Source organism: Streptomyces sp. NPDC002911, from assembly GCF_053591835.1.
Genome location: NZ_JBSFUO010000037.1, coordinates 1 through 20,581, shown reverse-complemented (window position 1 = coordinate 20,581; position 20,581 = coordinate 1). Strand labels below are relative to the sequence as shown.

Genomic DNA, 20,581 nt, shown 5'->3' with positions numbered 1-20,581 from the left:
CCACCCGACGCCCCCCGGCGAGTGCAGTGCACGACCGCCCGCCGTCCCGCCCGCCACTGCTCCGGTCAGGGTTGTACCGCGAGGGTCTTGTCGATCTCCCGTACGAACGGCTCCAGGTCGCCGGGGTTGCGTGAGGTGATCAGTGTCCAGCCACCGGAACCGTCCGTCACGACCGCTTCGTCGGTCCACTCGCCTCCCGCGTTGCGGATGTCGGTCCGCAACGACGCGTAGGAGGTCAGCCGCTTGTCCGTGACCACGCCCGCTTCGACCAGCGCCCACGGGCCGTGGCAGATGGCTGCGACAGGCCGGCCGGAGTCCGTGAACGCTCGGATGATGCCGGTGGTCGCGTCCTGGAGGCGGAGCGTGTCGGCGTTCAGGGTGCCGCCCGGGATGAGCAGCAGGTCGTAGTTTCCGGGGTCGGCGTCGGTCAGGGTGAGGTCGGGCCGGACCGTCTTTCCCGGATCCTTGTCACCGACCAGCGTCACGATGTCGTCCATCGACACAGCCGCGACGTCGACCTGTGCGCCCGCACCACGAAGGTGGTCGAGTGGCACCACGAGCTCGTCCTGCTCCACGCCGTAGTTGGTGACCACGGCCAGTACCTTCCGCTGCTTCATGTTGGTGTCGGTCATCGCTTGTCACCTTTCCTCCGAGCGGTCCACCGGACTGTGGCCCGCGATCGTGACGTCCCTCCCCGTTGACGGACGGGGGACCGGGATCAGGGCGTTCAGGCTTCGTCGTCCTCCTGGATGTGCACCGCTGCCTCTTCGGCGGAGGCCGCGCCTGCGTCGATGCCGACGTCACGGCCCAGCACCCTGTTGTTGCGCTCGGGCCCGGTCGCTTCGTCAGCAGTGGCGACGCGGCCGGCCCGCTCGTCCCCGGCGTCGCCCTCCTCGGGACCGTTGTCCTCCGGCCCGTCATCGGCCCTGTCCGCCACCAGGCGAGGGTCGTCCTCGGGCACCTCCTGAGCGAGACGCCGGTCGAGGGACTCGCCCTCTTTCTGCTCCTCGCCGGTCGTGCCGTACTTCGACACGCCCAGGGGTTTCTCCGGCGGGGAGTACCCCGTGTCCAGCATGTCGTCGAGGTCGGGCTCGTCGATCACGTTCTCCGGGTCGAGGTCGCCCGCGGGCCGGTTGCCCGCGTCCGAACCGTCCGGCTGGTAGACGTCGTCACCGCGTCCTTCTTCCGGCATCGGGCCGCTCCTTCCCTTGAGGTCTTCCTGGTACGCCGCATCCGCCATCGCCGGTACGAGGGGCATGCGGCGTCGCCGCTCTCCTGCCCGCGCGTGCTCATCTCAGTGATGCGGCTTTCCCGGGTGGCTGCTCCGCCCGGTCCCCCGGGTGCGCGCGGTTCGACTGCCAGGCGGGTCGGAAGGGCTGGCCGGAGCTCTGGCAGGCACACCCCGTCGGCCCTGGCAGCTTATGACCGATTCCCCGCCGCGGCGACCGGGACGAGCCAGGGGTGGGAACGTCTGTTCTAATAGCGCGTTACGCTTTTCCCATGTCCATTCATCTCCAGGGTTCGCTCTTCGACCAGGCCGACGGTCCGCGCCTCGGCCGCCTCACCGGGCTGCGACGGACGGTCCTCGGTGCAGGGGCGTGGATCGACCTGCTGCCCGGTTGGCTGAGCGGCGGCGACGAGCTGTTCACCGAGCTCGCGGCCGGGGTTCCCTGGCGGGCCGAGCGACGGCAGATGTACGACCGGACGGTCGACGTGCCCCGGCTGCTCGCCTTCTACCGCTCGGCCGACCCCCTGCCGGGCCCTGTGCTCGACGAGGCCCGCGACGCGCTGTCCACGCATTACGCAGACGAACTCGGCGAGCCCTTCACCACGGCCGGGCTCTGCTACTACCGCGACGGACGCGACAGCGTCGCTTGGCACGGCGACCTGAACGGCCGCAGCTCGCACGAGGACACGATGGTGGCGATCCTCTCCCTCGGCGCCCCCCGCGATCTGCTCCTGCGCCCATGCGGGGGCGGCGACACTGTGCGCCACCCGCTGGGCCACGGCGACCTCATCGTCATGGGCGGCTCCTGCCAGCGCACCTGGCAGCACGCGATTCCCAAGACGGCCCACGCCCGCGGACCGCGGATCAGCATCCAGTTCCGCCCCCGCGGAGTGCGCTGAAACGAGCGCGAGCGAGGCGGGAGCCGTCCTCGAGGAAGCGCCTCGCATGCAGGACGCGGGCCCGGGCAGGCGCTGTGGTGTCCAGGAACACTTCCTACCGGAGGGACACCCCCATGCGGGACACCCCCATGCCCCGAGGGCAGCGCAAGAACATCTTCGTCGTCGGCCTCGACGACGCGAACCTGCCGATGCTGGAGGCGGTACCCGACGCCGGTTCCTACCGGTTCCACCGCCTGCTGACCGTCGAGGAACTGCAGGAGGGCGAGGTGTCCGTGCCCGCTTTGATGGACCGTGCCCGCGCCGTACTCGACGCCCACGACGGCAGCATCGACGCGATCGTCGGTTACTGGGACTTCCCGGTGAGCACCTTGGTCTCCATGCTCGGCAAGGAGTACGGCGTCCGCACGACCGGCCTCGAATCCGTCGTCAAGTGCGAACACAAGTACTGGAGCCGGCTCGAACAGCAGAAGGCCATCGACGCGTACCCGCGCTTCGGCCGGGTCGACCTGGACGCGGACGACCCGAAGCCCCCCGAGGGCGTGAGCTTCCCCATGTGGCTCAAGCCGGCCCTCGCCTACTCCTCCGAGCTGGCCTACGGCGTCTCGGACATGACGGAGTTCCGGGCGGCCGTCGACGAGATCCGGGCCGGCATCGGCCGGGTCGGCAGGCCCTTCGAGTCCGTACTCGGTCTGCTGGAACTCCCCCCGGAGATGCAGGGCGTAGGAGGCCAGGTCTGCCTGGCGGAGGAGGCGATGACGGGCATCCAGGTGGCCGTCGAGGGGTACGTCCACCAGGGCAAGGCCCAGGTCTACGGCGTGCTGGACTCGATCAACTACCCGTCGTCGCCCTGCTTTCTGCGCCATCAGTACCCCAGCACCCTTCCGGCCCCGGTGATCCGCAAGCTGCACGAGGTCAGTGAGAGGACCATGCGGCAGATCGGCATGGAATCGGCGACCTTCAGCATCGAGTATTTCTACGACCCGAAGACGGGTGACATCAGCCTCCTGGAGATCAACCCCCGGCATTCGCAGTCCCACGCCGAGCTCTTCGACTACGTCGACGGCGCGCCCAACCACCACCGGATGATCAGTCTCGCCCTGGGCCACGACCCGGCGATGCCCGGCGGGCTGGGGCCGTACGCGATGGCCGCCAAGTGGTACTACCGCTGGTTCGGCGACGGGAAGGTGCACGAGGTCCCCACTCCGGAGCGGATCGCCGCCATCGAACGCGAGATACCCGGCGTACGGATCGATGTCGTGCCCGAGGAGGGACAGAAGCTCTCCTCGGTCTCCGGCCAGGACAGCTACAGCTACGAGGTGGCGCACATATTCACCGGAGGCGACGACGAGGAGGATCTGCGCCGCAAGTTCGACCGGTGCGTGGCCGCTCTCGGACTCACCTTCGATGAGACGGAGCCGGGAGGCCACGGCACGAAAACCGGGTGACCCGTCAGGCCCAGCACCACGAAAGGAGGTTGCTCAGGCATGCGCTACGTCGACCGACTGCCCTGCGCGATCCAGGAAGAGAAGCACGTCACCATCCCCATGACGGACGGGGTCAGGCTCTCCGCACGAATCTGGCGTCCCACCGCCTCGGACGTGGAGCCCGTGCCCGCGGTACTGGAGTACATCCCGTACCGCAAGAACGACCTCACCTCCACCCGCGACGCCATCTCCCACCCCTACGTCGCCGGACACGGCTATGCGTGTGTACGCGTCGACCTGCGGGGGACCGGTGAGTCGGAAGGCGTACTGCAGGACGAGTACCTCGAACAGGAGCAGAGCGACGCCGAGGCCGTACTGGCCTGGATCGCCGAGCAGCCCTGGTGCGACGGGAACACCGGGATGACGGGCATCTCGTGGGGAGCCTTCGCCGCCCTCCAGACAGCCGCCCGCAGGCCGCAGAGCCTGCGCGCCATCTGCATCGCCTCGTTCACCGACGACAGGTACGCCGACGACATGCACTACCTCGGCGGCGCGATGCTGTCCGACAACCTGGCCGAGGCCGGGACCATGTTCGCCTACGCCACCTGTCCGCCCGACCCGGCCGTGGTCGGTGAGCGCTGGCGTGAGATGTGGCGGGAACGGCTGGACGCGGCAAAACCCTGGGTCCTGGAGTGGCTGCGCCACCAGCAGCGCGACGACTACTGGCGCCACGCCAGCCTGAGCGAGGACTACGCGGCCCTGCGCTGCCCCGTACTCGCCTCCAGCGGCTGGGCGGACGGGTACTCCAACGCGGTCACCCGGCTGCTGAGCCATGTCGACGTGCCCCGCAAGGGACTGATCGGCCCGTGGTCGCACAAGCTTCCGCACCTCGGCGAGCCGGGGCCGGCCATCGGATACCTCCAGGAAGTGGTGCGCTGGTGGGACCACTGGCTGAAGGGCATCGACAACGGCGTCATGGACGGCCCGATGCTCCGGGCCTGGATGCAGGAGAGCGTTCCGCCCTCCACCTCGTACGAGGAACGGCCCGGCCGCTGGGTCGGCGCACCGTCCTGGCCGTCCCCGGACGTCGACGAAACCGTCCACGTCCTGCGCGGCGGAACCCTCGCGGCACCGGACGGCCACCGCACGGCACAGGAGGACCGGGTCCACACGGTGCAGTCCCCGCTGTCCGTCGGCCAGTTCGCCGGTAAGTGGGCCTCGTACAACGCCCCGCCTGACCTGCCCTACGACCAGCGTGAGGAGGACGGAGGCTCGCTCGTCTTCCAGACCGAGCCGCTGCCCCAGCGCGTCGAGATCCTCGGTGCTCCCGTCGTCGATGTCGAAGTGGCAGCGGACGCGCCGGTGGCCCAGCTGAACGTCAGGCTGTCCGACGTGGCGCCGGACGGTCGCTCCACCCGGGTGACCTACGGCGTACTCAACCTCACCCACCGTGACAGCGAGGAGTCTCCGCAGGCCTTGGAACCGGGCAGGCGGTACCAGGTGCGCGTACCGCTCCACAGCGTCGCGCAGGCGTTCCCTCCCGGACACCGCATCCGGCTGTCGCTGTCCACCTCGTACTGGCCGCTCGTCTGGCCGGCCCCGGAACCGGCGCTGCTCAGCGTGTACGAGAACGGCAGCTCCCTCACCCTGCCGGCCCGCCCCACCGACGTACCGGAGGACAAGGCTCTGCGCCCCTTCGGTGAGCCCGAGGGCTGCGCACCGCCGGTGGTCACACGCTTGGGCGAGCCGGAACAGGCGTGGACCGTGACCAGGGACCTGGTGGACTACCGGTCGGTGCTCGACATCGTGAAGGACCGCGGACGCCAGCGGTATGAGGACACCGGCATCGAGGCCGGGCTCCGCGCCTGCGAGAAGTACAGCTGGACCGGCGAGGACTTCGGGTCGGTACGCGGCGAGTCCGCCTGGGAGATGGGCTTCAGCCGACCCGACTGGGACGTCCGGGTCGAGACGCGCACCGTGCTGAGCTCGGACAAGGACACCTTCCACGTGGACGCCACGCTCGACGGATACGAGGACGGCCGCCGGGTCTTCTCCCGTACCTGGAACGAACAGATCCCCAGGAAGAACGTCTGACCCGACCCACCCGCGGACGCTGCCGAAGGAGTGACGGCGCTGCGCTTGCCGTGGCAGGGAGACCCTGCCACGGCAAGTATGCACGTGTGCCCGGGCGGCTCGCCGCGCCGAACCCACCGGCACGTCGGTCCGGCGATGAGCCACATCTCAGGAGGACAGGTAGTGACGGAGAACCAGGAGAACGAGCCGATTCCAGGTGCGCCCGGCACCATGCCCCCGTCGGTGGAGGAGCCGACCGCCCCCCGTGAGCCGCTGCCCCCCAAGGACGACCAGGCCGGCCCCGAGACGGTGAGCCCGACCGGTCAGCCCACCGGAGCGGACCAGGCACGCAATGCTCAGAGCGGTGCCTACCTGACCACGGCACAGGGCGCCCGGCTGTACGACACCGACCACTCCCTGAAGGCCGGCCCCCGTGGCCCGGTCCTGCTCCAGGACCACCACCTGCGGGAGAAGATCACCCACTTCGACCACGAGCGCATCCCGGAGCGTGTCGTGCACGCCCGTGGCGCCGCCGCCCATGGGGTGTTCCGCGGATACGGGAGCGCGGCGAAGATCTCCAAGGCCGCTTTCCTGGCCAAGGACGTGGAGACCCCCGTCTTCGTCCGGTTTTCCACCGTGCTCGGCTCACGCGGATCGGCCGACACCGTGCGCGACACCCGCGGCTTCGCCACCAAGTTCTACACCGAGGAAGGCGTCTTCGACCTCGTCGGGAACAACATCCCGGTCTTCTTCATCCAGGACGCCATCAAGTTCCCCGATGTCATCCACGCCGGCAAGCCGCACCCGGACCGGGAGATTCCGCAGGCACAGAGCGCCCACGACACATTCTGGGACTTCGTGACCCTGCACTCCGAGGCGACGCACCACACGCTGTGGAACATGTCCGACCGCGGTATCCCGCGCTCCTTCCGCACGATGGAGGGCTTCGGCGTCCACACCTTCCGGCTCGTCGACGCCGAAGGCGCCTCGACCCTGGTCAAGTTCCACTGGAAGCCCAAGCTGGGCGTCCACTCCCAGGTCTGGGAGGAAGCCCAGATCGCGGGCGGCGTGGACCCGGACTTCCATCGCAGGGACCTCGCCGACGCCATCGAGGCCAGCGCGTTCCCCCAGTGGGAGCTTGGTGTGCAGACGTTTCCGGACACCCCCGAGCAGATGTTCCAGGGCATCGACCTGCTGGACCCCACGAAGATCGTTCCGGAGGAGCTCGCGCCGGTGCAGCCGATCGGTCTGATGACGCTCGACGCCAATCCGTCGAACTTCTTCGCCGAGACGGAACAGGTCGCCTTCCACGTCGGCAACATGGTGCCGGGTATCGACCTCACCAACGACCCGCTGCTCCAGGGTCGGCTGTTCAGTTACGTCGACACCCAGCTCACTCGGCTCGGCGGTCCCAACTTCCCGCAGCTGCCCATCAACCGGACGCACGCCCCGGTCAACGACATGCTGCGGGACGGCATGCACCAGACCGCGGTCCACCGAGGCGTCGCGCCGTACCGGCCCAACTCCCTCGACGGCGGCTGCCCGTTCCTCGCGGGCGCCGACACCGGTGCGTTCGTCGAGGTGCCCGCCGAGATCGCCGCGAGCCGCAAGGTTCGCGAGGCCCCCGAGTCGTTCGACGACCACTTCAGCCAGCCCCGCCTCTTCTGGCTCAGCATGACTCCCGTGGAGCGCGAGCACATCATCGCCGCCTACACCTTCGAGCTGGCCAAATGCTACGAGCAGGCGATCAAGGAGCGTGCCCTCAAGGTGCTCGCCAGGATCGATGCGCAGCTGTGCGAGCAGGTCGCCGCCGGCCTGGGTCTGCCCGCCCCTGAGCCCGACGGACCGCTCGCGAACCCGGACCCGAGCCCGGCCCTGTCCCAGGTCGGCGGTGTCTGGCCGCTGGACGGCCGAGTCATCGGCATCGTGGCCGACGAGGACGGCGACCTCGACGGTGTCCGGGCGGTACGCGACGCCGTGCAGGGCGCCGGCATGGTGCCGCTGGTCGTCGCTCCCGCCGGGGGTGTCCTCGACGCGGACGGCGACCCGGTCACCGTCCAGCGGACCTACGCCACCGCCCGATCCATCGAGTTCGACGCAGTTCTGCTCGCCGGTCCCCCCGGCGCGGGCGCCGACGCGCTCGGTGCGCGGGACGCCAAGGCGGGCGCGGCCGGAACCGCCACCGACCCCCGTGTGCTTCTGCTGCTGAACGAGACGTACCGGCATGCCAAGGCGATCGGGACGTGGGCTGGCGGTGGCGGTGTCCTCGCCTCCGCGGGCGTGCCCCAGGACGCGCCGGGCGTGGTGAATGCGGGCACGGGCAGCGAGGCGCTGGAAGAGGTCAAGCAGCTCCTGGGTAAGCACCGGGTCTGGGACCGCTTCCCGTCCACGGTGTGACACCACGCACCACGAGACGGCCGGAAGACGGCGCCCGGGGAACGGGCGCCGCCTTCCGCGGTGTCAGGGAACCGGGGGCGCCCGTCCGCCGGGCACTGCGGATGACCAGGGGCCTTCCGCATACGGGCATCCTTGGCCGCCGCCGGGAATACACAGTTGACCCCTGATCGAGCCCAGCACGGCGTGGCGGAAGCCTGTGGGCGACATGGGCTGACAGCCCGTACGACGACGCCCGGCGCACGACCCGGCGGAGCGGGACGGGTCGTGCGCCGGGCGGAGCGGAACACCTGCGCCGGTTGCGGCACCTGGAAGCATCCCAGTTCTCCGGTCGTATCTCCCCACCCGCGGGATGGGCTCAGCTCGCAGGGTGTCTCCAACTCCCGCAGATGTTTTCAGCTCCCGGCGTGTGCCCGCCCACCCACTCTGCGGGAATCCGGCCCTCACGGCTCAGCATCTGTGTCGCCAGTGCCCGCAGGGCCGCCGCGAAGATCGCCGGATTGCGCAGGAACTCCATGTGGATGCCGGGGAACTCCACCCACGGCACACCGATCCGGCGGGCGATCTCGGCGGAGGGCCGCGCGTAGTACGCACCCCGGTCGGCGGCGCCTGCGCCCAGCACGATCGGGAAGGGCGCGGTCCTGAGCGCGGCCCCGTCGGGACGGAAGTCGGCGAAGCCGGGCCACTCCGTGCCGAACAGGTGGTCCTGGTTCCCCAGGAAACGCTTCCAGAGGTCGTCGGGCCAGCGGTACGTCCCCTCGCCGCGCGTTGTCTCCGCAAACCGGCGACCCGCCACCGGGGCGCCGCCCTCGACGTACAGTGCGGCCACGTCGCCGAAGAAACCGCGGTCGGGGTCGCCGTCGGGCAGGACGTTCACGGCCGGCGGCTCGTGCGCGATCAGGCCGGTCAGCACCTGGGGGTGCAGCGCGGCCAGCGTGAGGCCAATGATCGCGCCTCCGCTGTTGCCGAACACGAGAGCATGTCCGCGCGCCACCGAATCGATCAGTCGGCGAGCGTCGGCTGCCTGCTGAGCGAGGTCCATCGGCTCGGCGGACCGGCCGGTACTGCGGGAGTTGCCTCGCCGGTCGTAGGTGATCACGGTGAACGCGTCGGCCAGCTGCTCGGCGACGCCGGAGTAGTACCCGGCGTCCCCCCCGGCCCCGCTGATCATCAGCAGGGCGGGACCGCTGCCGCGCACTTCGTGGTAGAGGCGCGCTCCGTCGGCCTCGAACACGTCACTGTGCATGGCAGGACACCGTCCCAAGGTAGAGCGTCGTTCGCGTTGTGGGAGGCTGCCAGGTCATCGAACAGCCTGGACCTCATGCGGCAGTGACCCGCCCCGCCGTGTCATGACCGGGCAAGCCGAGGGATGAGGAGTTCGGCGTTGCCACGGTTGACGGCATGGAGCTGCTCCGGTTCCCAGTGAGGGTATTCGTCCAGCCCGGTGTCGAAGCCGACGCCCCATTGCTCGGGAAGCATGGGGAAGTCGCTGCCGTACAGGACGTGTCCGGGCGCGGCGAAGGCGAGCAGTGAGGGCAGGGCGGCCGGGCCGGCGGTGACGGCGGTGTCGAAGTAGAAGCGTCGAAGGTCGTGCAGCAGGCCCTCGGGGGTGGAGCCGGGGTGGAGCCGGGCTGCGACTGCGAAGCGGTGGGCGGCATACGGCAGGAAGCCGCCGGCGTGGGGGAGAATCATCCTGATCCGGGGGTACCGCCCGGGCACACCCTTCAGAGCCATGTGGAGGGCCGTGCGGGCCGTGTCGTACGGGAAGTCCACCAGAGGGCCGGGCAGGCCGGGGATCGGCGCGACGGGTGGCGCAGTGGGGTGGACGAGGACGACAGCGGCACGGGCGTCCAGCTCCGCCCACAACGGCTCGAACGCCGGGTCGCCGAGGTAACGGCCGTGCACGTTGGACAGGACCATCAGTCCGTCGGCGTGCAACTCGTCCAGTGCGTGGGCGGCCTCGGCGAGCGCGGCGTCGACGTCGGGCAGGGGGAGGACGGCGAGGTGACCGAAACGATCGGGCCGTTCCTTGACGACTTCGGCGGTGTATTCGTTCAAGCTCCGGGCTCCGGCGCGGGCTCCGGCGGGGTCGTCCGGTGCCGCGACCGGGGCGGGAAACGACAGGAGGCCAGTGGCGATCGACCTGCGGTCCATCATCGCGATCGCGCTCTGAACGTCCCACGCGGGAGCGGGCCAGCCGAGGGCCACAGCTCGCTCGGCCATCGCACGGCTGAAGTCCGGTGGGATCAGGTGTTGATGCACGTCGATGCGCGTGGGGTCCGACATGTCTGTCCGAGCCTCCTCGGGTACGGGGGAGCGAGGCTGCGGCGGGACAGCCCGTATCCATGAGGTACCCCCTGGGGAAGGGCGGCGGGGGAGGACGGATCGGGCCGGCCCCGAACAGCGGGTGCGGCCGACCGGAAATCACCCGAGCGGGCGAGCCCGGGTTTGCCGTGGCGACCCGTTCGGTCACGGAATCGACCGACGCGTGCAGTCGGCCTCACCACCTCGGCAAGGCGGCCGCATGACACCTGAGCGCGAGGTGATTCCGAGGCTGGATGCTCCGGCCGGGGGCTCCTCACCGAGGGCGTCGGCGACATCGTGGCGGGTCAGTTCACGGGTGAGCGCCACGGTGTGCAGATCTCCTTCAGAAGCGCGTCCGCCGAGAGGACGACCGCGCAGCGGCCCGCCGCCCAGCGCAGCGCCATGTCATGGTCCTCGCGCGAGAAGTCCGCCACGGCGTCGGCGACCACGAAGGCCTGGAGGTCGCGCATCCACGCGTCACAGGCACTCATGAGCACCCCGATGTGCGCGTACACACCGGTGATCACCAGTTGGTCGCGGCCGGACTCACGGAGCAGAGGCTCGAGTTCGGTGCGCACGAAAGCGCTGTACTTCCATTTGGTCAGGACGGTGTCGCCCTCCGCGGGCGCGACGGCGCCGGGAATCGCCAGCGCCTCGGGGTCGTCGGCAGCGCCGGGCCCCCAGAAGTCGAGCTGAAGACCGCGTTCCTGGGCCGTCTGACCGCCGCGCTGCACCGAGTAGACGACCGGCACACCGAGGCGGCGGCACTTCTCGGTGAGGCGGGCCGTGTTGTCGAGCATGCCGGTGAGCGGCTGCTCACCGGGCGGGAACGCGCCGAGGAAGTGGTTCTGCAGGTCGTGGACCAGAAGGACGGCCCGCGCGGGGTCGACGGTCCAGCCCACCCGGTTCGCGGGCAGTTCGGCTTCGGTCGGCAGGGCGTAGGAAGCGATGGCGGGAAGAGCCATGGGGTGGGACCTTTCAGTGCCGCTGTGGGCGGAACTCGGTGCTGATCTCAGTGCTGTGCGGTTTCGGCTCGGCCGGGGACCGCGTCGGAGCGCAGTCCCTTCTTGCTGACCTTGCCGATTCCGGTCTGCGGGAAAGCTTCGACGAATTCGACGAGGTCGGGAATCTTGTACGCGGCGACACCGCGTTCACGCACAAGGCGCTTGATCGCCACCGGTTTCAACGGCTCGGCGTCCTCGCGCAGGATGACGTAGGCCAGAGTGCGTTCCCCCAGGTACTCGTCGGCCACACCCACGACGGACACGTCGTGCACCGACGGATGGCCGAGGATGATGTTCTCGATCTCCTCCGGGGCGACCTTCTCGCCACCCCGGTTGATCTGGTCCTTGGCGCGCCCCTCGACGATCAAATGGCCCGTCGGGGTGCGGCGCACGATGTCACCGGTGCGGTAGAAGCCGTCCTCGGTGAAGGCCCTCTTGTTGTGCTCGGGTGCGCGCCAGTAGCCGCGGATCGTGTACGGGCCACGGGTCAGCAGATGCCCGAAGCTTCCCTCGGGTACGTCCTCGTCCGCGTCGTCGACGACCCGGACCTCGTCGTCCTCGGAGATCGGCCGGCCCTGGGTGGTGACCACGGTCTCGTGGTCGTCGTCCAGACGCGTGTAGTTGACGAGTCCCTCGGCCATGCCGAAGACCTGCATGAGCCGGCACCCCAGCGCGGGTTCCAGCCGGCGGGCCGCCACCTCGCTGTACTTGGCGCCGCCGACGAGGATCAGATCCAGGCTCGACAGATCGTGCTCGGTGCCGGGGGCGGCCTGCGTCCACACCAGCGCGAGGGGCGGCACCAATCCGGTCATCGTGACGCGTTCCCGTTCCACGAGCGGGAAGGCCGTCGCCGGGTCGGGCGTGGGGCACAACACCACGGTCCCCCCGGCGTACAGAGCTCCGAGCCAGCCCGGCGAGCTCATCGGGAAGTTGTGCGCGGCGGGGAGCACGACGAGGAAGCGGCTGTCACCGTCGACCCCGCAGATCTCGTTGGAGCCGCGCAGCGAGTAGATGTAGTCGTCGTGCGTACGTGGGATGAGCTTGGGAACACCCGTCGTGCCACCCGACAGCTGGAGGAACGCCAGATCGTGCGGCTCCGGCTCGTATCCGGACCCGGTGGGTGTGCGCGGAACTCCGGAGAGAGCGGTGTGTTCGCCCGGAGAGCCGACGACGAAGACGTGCTTCAGGGTCGGCGTGCGCTCCTTGACCTTGGACGCGAGCGCGAGGTGGTCGAAGCCGGCGTGCCGGTCCGGGATCACGTAGGCGACGGCCTCGGCGAACGAGCAGAAGTACTCGATCTCCGTGTCCCGGTGAGCGGGCAGCGCGTAGACGGGCAGCGCGCCGATACGGAAGAGCGCGAAGACGACTTCGATGAACTCGGCGATGTTCGGGAGCTGTACGACGACCCGGTCGCCCGGGGAGATCCCACGGGCCGCGAACCCCGCGGCCAGGCGGGAGGCCCGCTCGTCCAGTTCTCGGTACGTCCACGCGCGGCGTTCGGGGGCCGGATCGACGACGGCGACGCGGTCAGGGTGTGCGGCGGCGCGCTCGCGCAGCACACCGCCGAACGTCTCCCCGCGCCAGTGGCCCGCCGCGCGGTAGCGTGCGGCGAACTCGGCCGGCCAGGTGGGGGCTTCGGATGCCTGAAGGATGGTCACAGGGAGGCTCCTACAGCGCTCAGGAAGGTCCGGAACTTGGCCCCGGTCTCCGCCGTCTCGGCGGCCGGCGTGGACTCCGCGACCACGCCGGCACCGGCAAACAGCCGCAGGGTGCGGCCCTCGGCCTCGGCGCAGCGGATGGTCACGACCCAGTCGCCGTCGCCGTCCGCGTTCTGCCAGCCGACCATGCCGGTGTACGCGCCGCGTTCGAAGGGCTCGCACTCCGCGATGACCTGGCGGGCCACATCGGTCGGCGTGCCGCAGACCGCCGGAGTGGGATGCAGGACGGACGCCAGGTCAAGGGCGGTGGAGGAGGGGTCGCGCAGTTCCCCGGTGAGCGTCGTCGACAGGTGCCACATGGCTGCGGTCCTCACGAGGGTGGGACGTTCGGGCACGTCCAGGCGCACACAGAACGGCGCGAGCGACTGACGGATCGCGTCGACCACGACCGCGTGCTCGTGGAGGTCCTTCGGTGAATCCAGGAGCGCGGCGGCCCTGCGGACGTCCTCCGCCAGGTCGCTGCTGCGCGGTGCGGAGCCCGCCAGCGGATTGGCGACCAGCCGGGTGCCCCGGCGGGCCACGAGGAGCTCGGGGCTCGCTCCCACGAGCGTGCGGCCCGGGCCGCTGGGCACGGCGAAGGTGTAGCCGTCCGGGTCGCGGCGTGCCAGTCGGCTCAGCATGGCGGGCAGATCGAGGTCACGCGCCGAGGTCAGTTCGAGTGTGCGGGCGAGGACGACCTTGTCGAACTCACCGGCTCGCATCCGCTCGACGGCGGCGGCGACAGCCGCCGAGTACGCGGCAGCGGCAGGCACCTCACGTATCTGCCAGTCCTCGCCCTGACCGGCGTCCCGGCCGTGCACTGCGATCAGCGGGTCCGCGCGCAGGGCGGTCGCCCACCGGACGGTCTCCGGGACGGCCAGGACCGCCACGCCGTCAGGCGCGAACGGCACGGTGCCCATCACGACCGGGGCAGGGCTCTCCGTGCGCCGGGCGACGTCCAGGGCCTCCTGCACCCGCTCGGTCAGCGGCCGTGAGCCGTGCGGCACCTCGGCCGTGGTCCCGGAGCCGAGCAGAGTGTGCCGGGGTGTGGCGAGAAAGCGGTCCGTGCCGGGCCGGTACGCCTCCAGGAGGGCGGTCGCCGCGCCGGGTGAGTTGCGTGGGGGAGGGGCGGTAGGGACGCGCAGAGATGCAGACATGGGTGGTCTCCAGTGGGGAAGGCTCGAGCGTCGGCAGCATGTCGGGCGGGGCGATGAGGCGGAGCGAAACGCCGGGCGGGCCGGCTCTCAGGCCCGCAGGGTGGCTCCGCCGTCGACGTACAGGTCGTGCATGGTGATGTGCCGGGCGCGGTCGGACACCAGGAAGGCCACCGCGTCGGCGATGTCGGAGGGGTCCGCTATCCGGCCGAGCGGGATACCGGTGCGGTACGTCGTCGAGTCGCCCTCGATGACGCGGCGGGCGGCGGCCTCCTCGTCCCCCGCCGTCCACATGCCCCGCTGCATGTCCGTCAGGGTCGAGCCGGGGGAGACGGTGTTGCACCGCACCCCCTGGGGCGCCACCTCGAGGCCGAGGCACTTGGTGAACATCACGGACGCGGCCTTGGAAGCGGCATACGCCGCCATGTTCGTACGGGGGATGCCCGCGGCGTTGGAGGCCACGGTGACGATGCTGCCCGAGCCCCGCTCGGTCATCCGGCGGGAGACGGACCGTGACACATGGAACACCCCATGGGTATTGACGGCGAACGTGGCCTGCCACTCCTCGTCCGACAGCTCGGCGACGGTCGAACCACGAAGGATGCCCGCCACGTTGACCGCGATGTCCAGCGGGCCGAGCGTGCCCTCGGCGTCGGCGACGAGGTCTTCGACGGCCTCGGGGTCCGTGACGTCGAGCGTGTGCGCGGTGACCTGACCGTCGTACGTCTTCTCCAGTGCGGCGATGCCCTCCGCGGCCAGATCGGTGGCGAGGACGCGGGCACCGCGGCCGACGAGGGCGTGTACGACCGCCTCACCTATGCCGCGGCCCGCGCCGGTCACCAGGGCGATCCGGCCGCCGAGTTCCTGCTCGGAGCTCACTTGACCATCGCCTTGCGGAAGTCGTCGAGCACCTGAACGGCTGCCTGTGCGCCACTGAGGCCGGTCCGCTCGGTCCCGGCGATGACCGTCGCGTGTTCGTCACGCACGGCGCCCACCACGGGGATGCTCTTCGCCTGGTCCGCCAGGTACCGGGGGGCGCCCTGCCGGCCGCGGCCCACGGCCGGGCCCACCGGCTCGACGCCTGGCGCGAGGGATGCGTCCAGGTCCATCGCGCCGCGCTTCGGGCCGGCGGGAATCTCCACCTCCGTCCCGGCCGCGTCCGTCACCAGGGCCGTCGTCGCGGCGCCCGCATCAGCGGATTCGGCTTCGTCCTCGGATCCGCAGGCGCTCAGAGCGAGAGCGCACAGGGTGAGCAGGGTTGCCGACACGACAGGACGTGCGATTCTGCCGGACGAGGAGGGCGAGTACGGCGCCATGGCCAGGGATCTCCGTTTGCATTCGGACGAATCCCGTTCGGGCAGAGCGCTCTTCGAAGCTTGCAACGAAGAGAAGTGGTGCACATGGCGCCACTTCAGGGCATAAGGGTGCCCGGGCCCGCCAGAACCGGACGAGTTCACTTAGGTTAGGCTACCCTTATGACGATGGCGCAAGGGGGTCGGTCGAGATCAGCCGGATCCCGCCCATCCGAAAGCCCCCGTCCCGAGGGTGCTCAACCCTTCGAGTTTTCGCGGGACTTCTGGTTCTCCTTGTCACTCTTGAGCCGCTCTCCCTTGTCGTCGGCACCGGTGAAGCCCTGTGGGGGGCGCCTGGGGCTTCCTCCTCGGCGATCCCGCCGAGCTGGACGCGGCGGGGGTGCGCGGGGGCGAGCTCGCCGAAAAAAAGAATCCGTCCTCGCACTCGGTGGTGGACGCCGCCACGGCTGTTCATGCCACGTCACCGTCGATTAAATTGTTGACAATATGCCTGACGAGAAAGTTTCGGGCATCATCACTGTTGTCGCGGCGTGTGTTCACGCGGCGGTGGGATGTCTCGACGATGTACGGAAGGCGGAGGGGTGGCGTCGAATCAGGTCACTGGCCGGACGGGCCGGAGCACGGTCTCCAGTGGTATCCGGGAGGCGCTCGCGGCGGGCGACATGGTGCCCGGACAGCGCTTGGTCGAGCAGGAGCTCTCCGAGGTCTTCCGGGCGACGCGGAGCTCGGTGCGCGAGGCGTTGCAGGATCTGGCCGCCGAGGGCCTGGTGGAGCTGATTCCCCGGCGCGGGGCGCGGGTACGGGTGATCTCCGTCGAGGAGGCGATCCAGATCACCGAGTGCCGGGCCCTGCTGGAGGGCCTGTGCGCGAGGCGGGCGGCGGAGCACGCCTCGGACGAGGTGCGCCAGGAGCTGAAGGGCATCGGCTCGGCCATGAGCCGGGCCGTGGCGGACGGCGACCCGGACGCGTATTCGGTGCTGAACCGCAGGCTGCACGAGTGCATCGGTGAGGTCAGCGACCAGAAGGTGGCACAGGCGCTGCTCGAGCGGATGAACGGCCAGATGGTGCGCTATCAGTTCCGCCTCGCGCTGCGCCCGGGGCGTCCGGCGCAGTCGCTGCCGCAGCACCTGGCGATCATCGACGCGGTGGTCGCGGGCGACCCGGACGCGGCGGAGGCTGCCGCGCGGGCGCACGTCGAGAGCGTCATCACGGCGCTGAGGGAGACCCCCGCGCCGGTGAGGCTCCGCTGACGGGCGCGGCTGAGCCCGCGTCGGCCCGGCGGTACAGGGCGTGCGTCCCCATGATGAACGTCCAGGTGCGCCGCGCGTGGGCGCGCATGCGTCTCCCGCCCGTTTCCGATCCCGGGCGGTAGGGTGTTCCGGTCAGGCGAGGAGCTTGGCCTTGGCCTTCTCGTACTCCTCCTGGCTGAGGTGACCGCTCTCCTTGAGGCCGGCCAGTTTCGCCAGGTCGGACACGTGGCCGCCGCCGGATCCCGAATCTCCTTCGGATCGTGCGGCCTGCTGTACGTACGTGCGGAAGGCCGCTTCCCGGTCCTCGGCCTGTTCCGTCTCGCGTCGCCCCATGCTCCGGCCGCGGGCGATCAGGTAGACGAACACGCCCACGTAGGGCAGCACGATGACGAAGACCATCCAGGCCGCCTTGGTCCAGCCACTCAGTGAATGGTCCCGGAGGATGTCCGTGATCACTTTGAAGAGCAGGAAGAACCACAACACCCACAGGAACACGTACATCATGGTCAGGAAGAGGTTCAGGAGCGGATAGTCATCCATGGGCCTACTCCGATCGCGCGGATGGTCCCCTATTCATACGTCCGTCCCAGTCACTCCGCATTTCTGGCGGGTTCACGCGGTGAGCAGGTCCAGAAACGCCGCGAGCTTGCCCCTGGTCCGCTCGATCTGCTGCTCGACGGTCAGCGACTCCTCGAAGCGCCCGCCGGGGGCGGGGGTCTTCTTGCCGCGTACGTACAGCGAGCAGTCGAGGTCGGTACACAGATAGATACCCACCGAATTGCCGTCCCTGCCCGCCTGCCCCCGCTTCCGGGCGGTCATCAGCGACACCCCGCCGCCCGGGTGCGTGGTCAGGCAGGCCGAGCACATACTGCGGTGCAGGAAGCCCCGCTGCTGGGAGGGGAAGCGGAGTGTGATGCCGATGACCTCGCCATGCAGCTCCGTGACGATGTAGCTGCGGTCCGGAGCCGAGAGGTCGCGCCAGCCCAGGAAGTCCAGATCGTCCCAGCGGCGTTCCTCCAGGTCGTGGGGCAGCGGCAGGCGCTTCGCCTCCCCCTTGGAACAGTTGACGAACGACGCGCGGATGTCCTGCTCATTGACGGTTCTCATGATGCCGACGCTAACTCTGCCTATGAGGCCTAGGCAAATGGTTAATGGAGCTAGGTCAAATTCTGGGGCGGGGCGATCCGCAGGCGGTGGGCCGCCGGGTGTTCGATGCCGAGATCCGGGCGCCAGGCGGCCAGGATCTGGGCCGACGGGTCGAACAGGGGGCTCGGCAGCTCCTCGGGAGCGATCCACCGCCACGCGCTGATGAGATGTGGTTCGGTGACCTCGGGGACCGCGGACTCCACCGTGACCAGCGCGGCCATGCTGATCCGGTTGATGCCGCCCACCACGTCGTGGACCATCGCGAAGACGGTCACGGCGTCAACGGGCACCTGTAGCCCCGTCTCCTCGTGCAGCTCGCGGGCGGCGGCCGCCGCGACCGACTCGTGCGTCGGGTCGACCTTCCCGCCGGGCAGCTCCCAGGTGCCGTCATGGTGCCTGCCGAGCAGGACCCTGCCCTCCCCGTCATGCACGACGACACCCACCCCGAAGGCGGCCTGGGCGAGCGGCGGGCGGGCGTTCCGGGGCGGGGTGTTCACGGAGTCGGTGGTCATGTGCTGCTCTGCTCCCGGCTGGTCGATACGGGTTCCCTCGGTCTCCGATCCTGACACGGCGGTCACGCCACCAGATTGAGGGTGGTTTCCGAGATGCCGAGCCGAATGGACTGACCCCACGTCAACTCCAGGGCGTCGGACTCCATTCCGTCGCCGAACACCACCATCCTGTCCGACTCGACCGTGAGCCTGAGGCCGTCCCGGCGTCCCAGTTCGCCCGCGACCATCGAGGTGCCTGTGGCCGGTGACGGCCAGGCCTCGCGCACGAACCAGACCAGCCGCGGATCGGACGGGGCCGGCAGTCGCAGAGCGCTGCCGCGCTCGAGCCAGAGCGAGCGTAGCCATCCGGTGGAGCCCGTGCCCGTGCCGACCAGAACGCCCGAGGAGGCCTGGGACTCGCCGGCCGACGGGGCGCACGCGGGGCCGATGCGGTAGCGGGTGGTCTGATGGCCGGGCGGTCCGACGTAGATCTCGTTGAGGGCGAGCAGCCGCTGCGTGTCGTCGGCGACGGCCTCGGCCATGGTGAGGGCGTCCACCCGCCCGCCGGGTGACGTGGCGGCCCGGCACAGCGCCGCCGTGTCACCGGCCCGGTGGCGTACGAGGACCCCGGGATTGCGGCCCGGGTCGGTGTCGATGCCCACCACCGGCTGCCCGGACAGGTACTTCGCGGCGTTGGCGACCAGTCCGTCCTGCCCGACCACGACGACCACGTCCTCGGGGCCGAACAGGAAACGGTCGAGATCCGCCCGCTCCACCCGGGACCGGCGCCACCGCAACGGCACGGCGGCGGCCACCTCGGTGAGTGCTTGCTCGTCGCGCCGGTGGCGCTCGGCCACCTCCTCGATGGACCGGCCGCGGCCGGCGAGCACGAACGCGGCCTGCCCGTGCGTGCCGTGCCGCGCCAGGAGCTCCTCGTACTCGGTCGTTCGGTGTACCAGCACCGCGCGCGGGGCCAGGCTCACGCCCGCGCCTCCGGCTCCGGCCTGGCGAGTCGTCCGAGCAGGCCCGTCAGTACATCGGGGGAGAGGGTGAGGCTGTCGATGCGCGGCAGGTTCTCGGCCAGCCGCGTCGCGGCCAGGGCGTGCAGCGTGCCGGGATCGACATCCGCGTGAGCCCGCAGCCAGGCCGCCTGCGACTCGGCGCGCGCCGCACCGACGTCGCGGGCGGCCTCCGCCTCCGCGCGGGCCAGTCGAACGGTGCGGGCGGCCTCGGCGGCCGTCCGCACACCGTCGGCCGCCGACTTCTCCTCGGCCTCCCGGCGGGCGTTGGTGCCGCGCTGGTCGACCAGCTGCTCCTCGCGGCGGGCGAGCTCGATCTTGCTGGCGAGCTCGTTCTCGGCGATGGTGCGTTCGCGCTCGACCGCGACCGCCCGGCGCTCGTACACCGACCGGTCGGCCTCCTGCTGGATCTGCTCACGGGCCGGGGTGCGCAGGGCGCGCTCGACCTCTGCCTCGGGGCGGATCGCGACGACGCGTACGGCGACCACGTCGATGCCGGTGGCGGGCAGCCGGGGCTCGGCCACGAGCCCCGTGGCGACCCGTTCCCGTACGGCGGCCACGCCGTCCACGAGGGCGGCGGCGAGCGGAGTGCGGGCCAGCACGTCCAGGGTGTGCTGCTGCGCGGTCTCGGTGAGCAGGGTGGCGATCTGTTCCAGAGGCGCGCCACGCCATACTCCGGTGTCGGGGTCCACCGAGAAGTCGAGCCGGGCGGCGGCCTCGGCCGGGTCGCTGATCCGGTAGGTGACCGTGGCCTGCACGGTGACGTCCTGGAAGTCGGCCGTCCGGGCGTGGAAGGCCATCGCCAGCTCCCGGTCGTCGACCGGGACCTCGGAGAGCGCCGCCGAGAGCGAGCGGTACCAGAAGCTCAGTCCGGGGCCGTCGTGGGCGAGCCTGCCGCGTGTGTGGTGGCGGATGTGGGTGGTGGGCGCGGAGCGCAGGTGGCGCCAGCCGAAGCGCCGGGTGATGTCGGCCATGTCGGACCCCCTCTTTCTCGTCATCAAGACGATAATGGGCCTCGCCATATATCGTCAAGAGGACGAGAAGGGGGTGGGGAGAGAGTGTGGCCGGCCGGTGGTCTCCTCGGAGACCACCCCCCCCGCCGCGGGGGGGCCGGGGCCCCCGCCCCCCCACGCCGCGCCGGGGGGGCCAGAAAAAACACCGGGGGCGACCCCCCCCCAGAAAAAG

The 20,581-nt window shown here is 70.3% G+C and carries 19 protein-coding genes; 5 read left to right on the top strand and 14 right to left on the bottom strand.

Translation table 11 applies throughout. The features are described from left to right. Positions 1-65 precede the first annotated feature (65 nt). Positions 66-632: a type 1 glutamine amidotransferase domain-containing protein gene (locus ACWD04_RS30845; RefSeq protein ID WP_451137039.1), complete on the bottom strand. Its 567-nt coding sequence runs from the start codon at positions 630-632 to the stop codon at positions 66-68. Between the two features lie 95 nt (positions 633-727). Then, positions 728-1,192: a DUF5709 domain-containing protein gene (locus ACWD04_RS30840; RefSeq protein ID WP_451137061.1), complete on the bottom strand. Its 465-nt coding sequence runs from the start codon at positions 1,190-1,192 to the stop codon at positions 728-730. 308 nt (positions 1,193-1,500) lie between these two features. Between ACWD04_RS30840 and ACWD04_RS30835 the strand changes: the two genes are divergently transcribed. The 4 genes from ACWD04_RS30835 to ACWD04_RS30820 all read left to right on the top strand — a co-directional run bounded on the left by ACWD04_RS30835 (position 1,501) and on the right by ACWD04_RS30820 (position 8,021). Further along, positions 1,501-2,127 (top strand): alpha-ketoglutarate-dependent dioxygenase AlkB, encoded by a 627-nt coding sequence (locus ACWD04_RS30835; protein WP_451137038.1) that lies wholly within the window; start codon positions 1,501-1,503, stop codon positions 2,125-2,127. A gap of 128 nt (positions 2,128-2,255) precedes the next feature. After that, positions 2,256-3,572, top strand: coding sequence for an ATP-grasp domain-containing protein (locus tag ACWD04_RS30830; RefSeq protein WP_451137060.1), 1,317 nt, complete (start codon positions 2,256-2,258; stop codon positions 3,570-3,572). 39 nt (positions 3,573-3,611) lie between these two features. Then, entirely contained in the window at positions 3,612-5,645 is a 2,034-nt protein-coding gene (locus ACWD04_RS30825; protein WP_451137037.1) for a CocE/NonD family hydrolase, read from the top strand. Between the two features lie 135 nt (positions 5,646-5,780). Beyond that, complete coding sequence (locus tag ACWD04_RS30820) at positions 5,781-8,021, top strand: catalase (RefSeq protein ID WP_451137036.1); 2,241 nt, start codon at positions 5,781-5,783, stop codon at positions 8,019-8,021. 355 nt (positions 8,022-8,376) lie between these two features. Here ACWD04_RS30820 and ACWD04_RS30815 read toward each other — a convergent pair whose 3' ends face one another. The 7 genes from ACWD04_RS30815 to ACWD04_RS30785 all read right to left on the bottom strand — a co-directional run bounded on the left by ACWD04_RS30815 (position 8,377) and on the right by ACWD04_RS30785 (position 15,445). Next, positions 8,377-9,264 carry an alpha/beta fold hydrolase gene (locus tag ACWD04_RS30815; protein ID WP_451137035.1) on the bottom strand — a complete coding sequence of 296 codons (888 nt, stop codon included), beginning with the start codon at positions 9,262-9,264 and terminating at the stop codon, positions 8,377-8,379. Between the two features lie 101 nt (positions 9,265-9,365). Continuing rightward, the gene (locus ACWD04_RS30810; RefSeq protein WP_451137034.1) at positions 9,366-10,304 is read right to left on the bottom strand and encodes an amidohydrolase family protein; all 939 of its coding nucleotides are present in this window, start codon (positions 10,302-10,304) and stop codon (positions 9,366-9,368) included. Positions 10,305-10,627: 323 nt separating this feature from the next. Beyond that, positions 10,628-11,287 carry an isochorismatase family protein gene (locus tag ACWD04_RS30805; RefSeq protein WP_451137033.1) on the bottom strand — a complete coding sequence of 220 codons (660 nt, stop codon included), beginning with the start codon at positions 11,285-11,287 and terminating at the stop codon, positions 10,628-10,630. A 47-nt stretch (positions 11,288-11,334) separates the two neighbouring features. Then, entirely contained in the window at positions 11,335-12,984 is a 1,650-nt protein-coding gene (locus ACWD04_RS30800) for a (2,3-dihydroxybenzoyl)adenylate synthase (protein WP_451137032.1), read from the bottom strand. Next, the gene (locus ACWD04_RS30795) at positions 12,981-14,180 is read right to left on the bottom strand and encodes an isochorismate synthase (protein ID WP_451137031.1); all 1,200 of its coding nucleotides are present in this window, start codon (positions 14,178-14,180) and stop codon (positions 12,981-12,983) included. The genes ACWD04_RS30800 and ACWD04_RS30795 overlap by 4 nt, the downstream gene beginning before the upstream one ends. Positions 14,181-14,267: 87 nt before the next feature. Beyond that, positions 14,268-15,056, bottom strand: coding sequence for a 2,3-dihydro-2,3-dihydroxybenzoate dehydrogenase (locus ACWD04_RS30790; RefSeq protein WP_451137030.1), 789 nt, complete (start codon positions 15,054-15,056; stop codon positions 14,268-14,270). Further along, entirely contained in the window at positions 15,053-15,445 is a 393-nt protein-coding gene (locus tag ACWD04_RS30785) for a hypothetical protein (protein WP_451137029.1), read from the bottom strand. Before ACWD04_RS30785 ends, ACWD04_RS30790 begins: the two co-directional genes overlap by 4 nt. Before the next feature lie 626 nt (positions 15,446-16,071). Here ACWD04_RS30785 and ACWD04_RS30780 point away from each other — a divergent pair. Then, positions 16,072-16,740, top strand: a complete 669-nt coding sequence (locus ACWD04_RS30780; protein WP_451137028.1) for a GntR family transcriptional regulator — start codon at positions 16,072-16,074, stop codon at positions 16,738-16,740. Positions 16,741-16,872: 132 nt separating this feature from the next. Here the strand turns inward: ACWD04_RS30780 and ACWD04_RS30775 are convergent, their stop codons facing one another. The 5 genes from ACWD04_RS30775 to ACWD04_RS30755 all read right to left on the bottom strand — a co-directional run bounded on the left by ACWD04_RS30775 (position 16,873) and on the right by ACWD04_RS30755 (position 20,370). Next, positions 16,873-17,280 (bottom strand): PLDc N-terminal domain-containing protein, encoded by a 408-nt coding sequence (locus ACWD04_RS30775; RefSeq protein ID WP_451137027.1) that lies wholly within the window; start codon positions 17,278-17,280, stop codon positions 16,873-16,875. 72 nt (positions 17,281-17,352) lie between these two features. After that, positions 17,353-17,847, bottom strand: a complete 495-nt coding sequence (locus ACWD04_RS30770; protein WP_451137026.1) for an FBP domain-containing protein — start codon at positions 17,845-17,847, stop codon at positions 17,353-17,355. Positions 17,848-17,897: 50 nt separating this feature from the next. After that, the gene (locus tag ACWD04_RS30765; protein WP_451137025.1) at positions 17,898-18,398 is read right to left on the bottom strand and encodes a nucleotide triphosphate diphosphatase NUDT15; all 501 of its coding nucleotides are present in this window, start codon (positions 18,396-18,398) and stop codon (positions 17,898-17,900) included. Between the two features lie 62 nt (positions 18,399-18,460). Further along, complete coding sequence (locus ACWD04_RS30760; RefSeq protein WP_451137024.1) at positions 18,461-19,360, bottom strand: hypothetical protein; 900 nt, start codon at positions 19,358-19,360, stop codon at positions 18,461-18,463. Further along, on the bottom strand, positions 19,357-20,370 hold the full coding sequence (locus ACWD04_RS30755) for an SPFH domain-containing protein (RefSeq protein ID WP_451137023.1): 1,014 nt from the start codon (positions 20,368-20,370) through the stop codon (positions 19,357-19,359). Before ACWD04_RS30755 ends, ACWD04_RS30760 begins: the two co-directional genes overlap by 4 nt. Positions 20,371-20,581 lie beyond the last annotated feature (211 nt).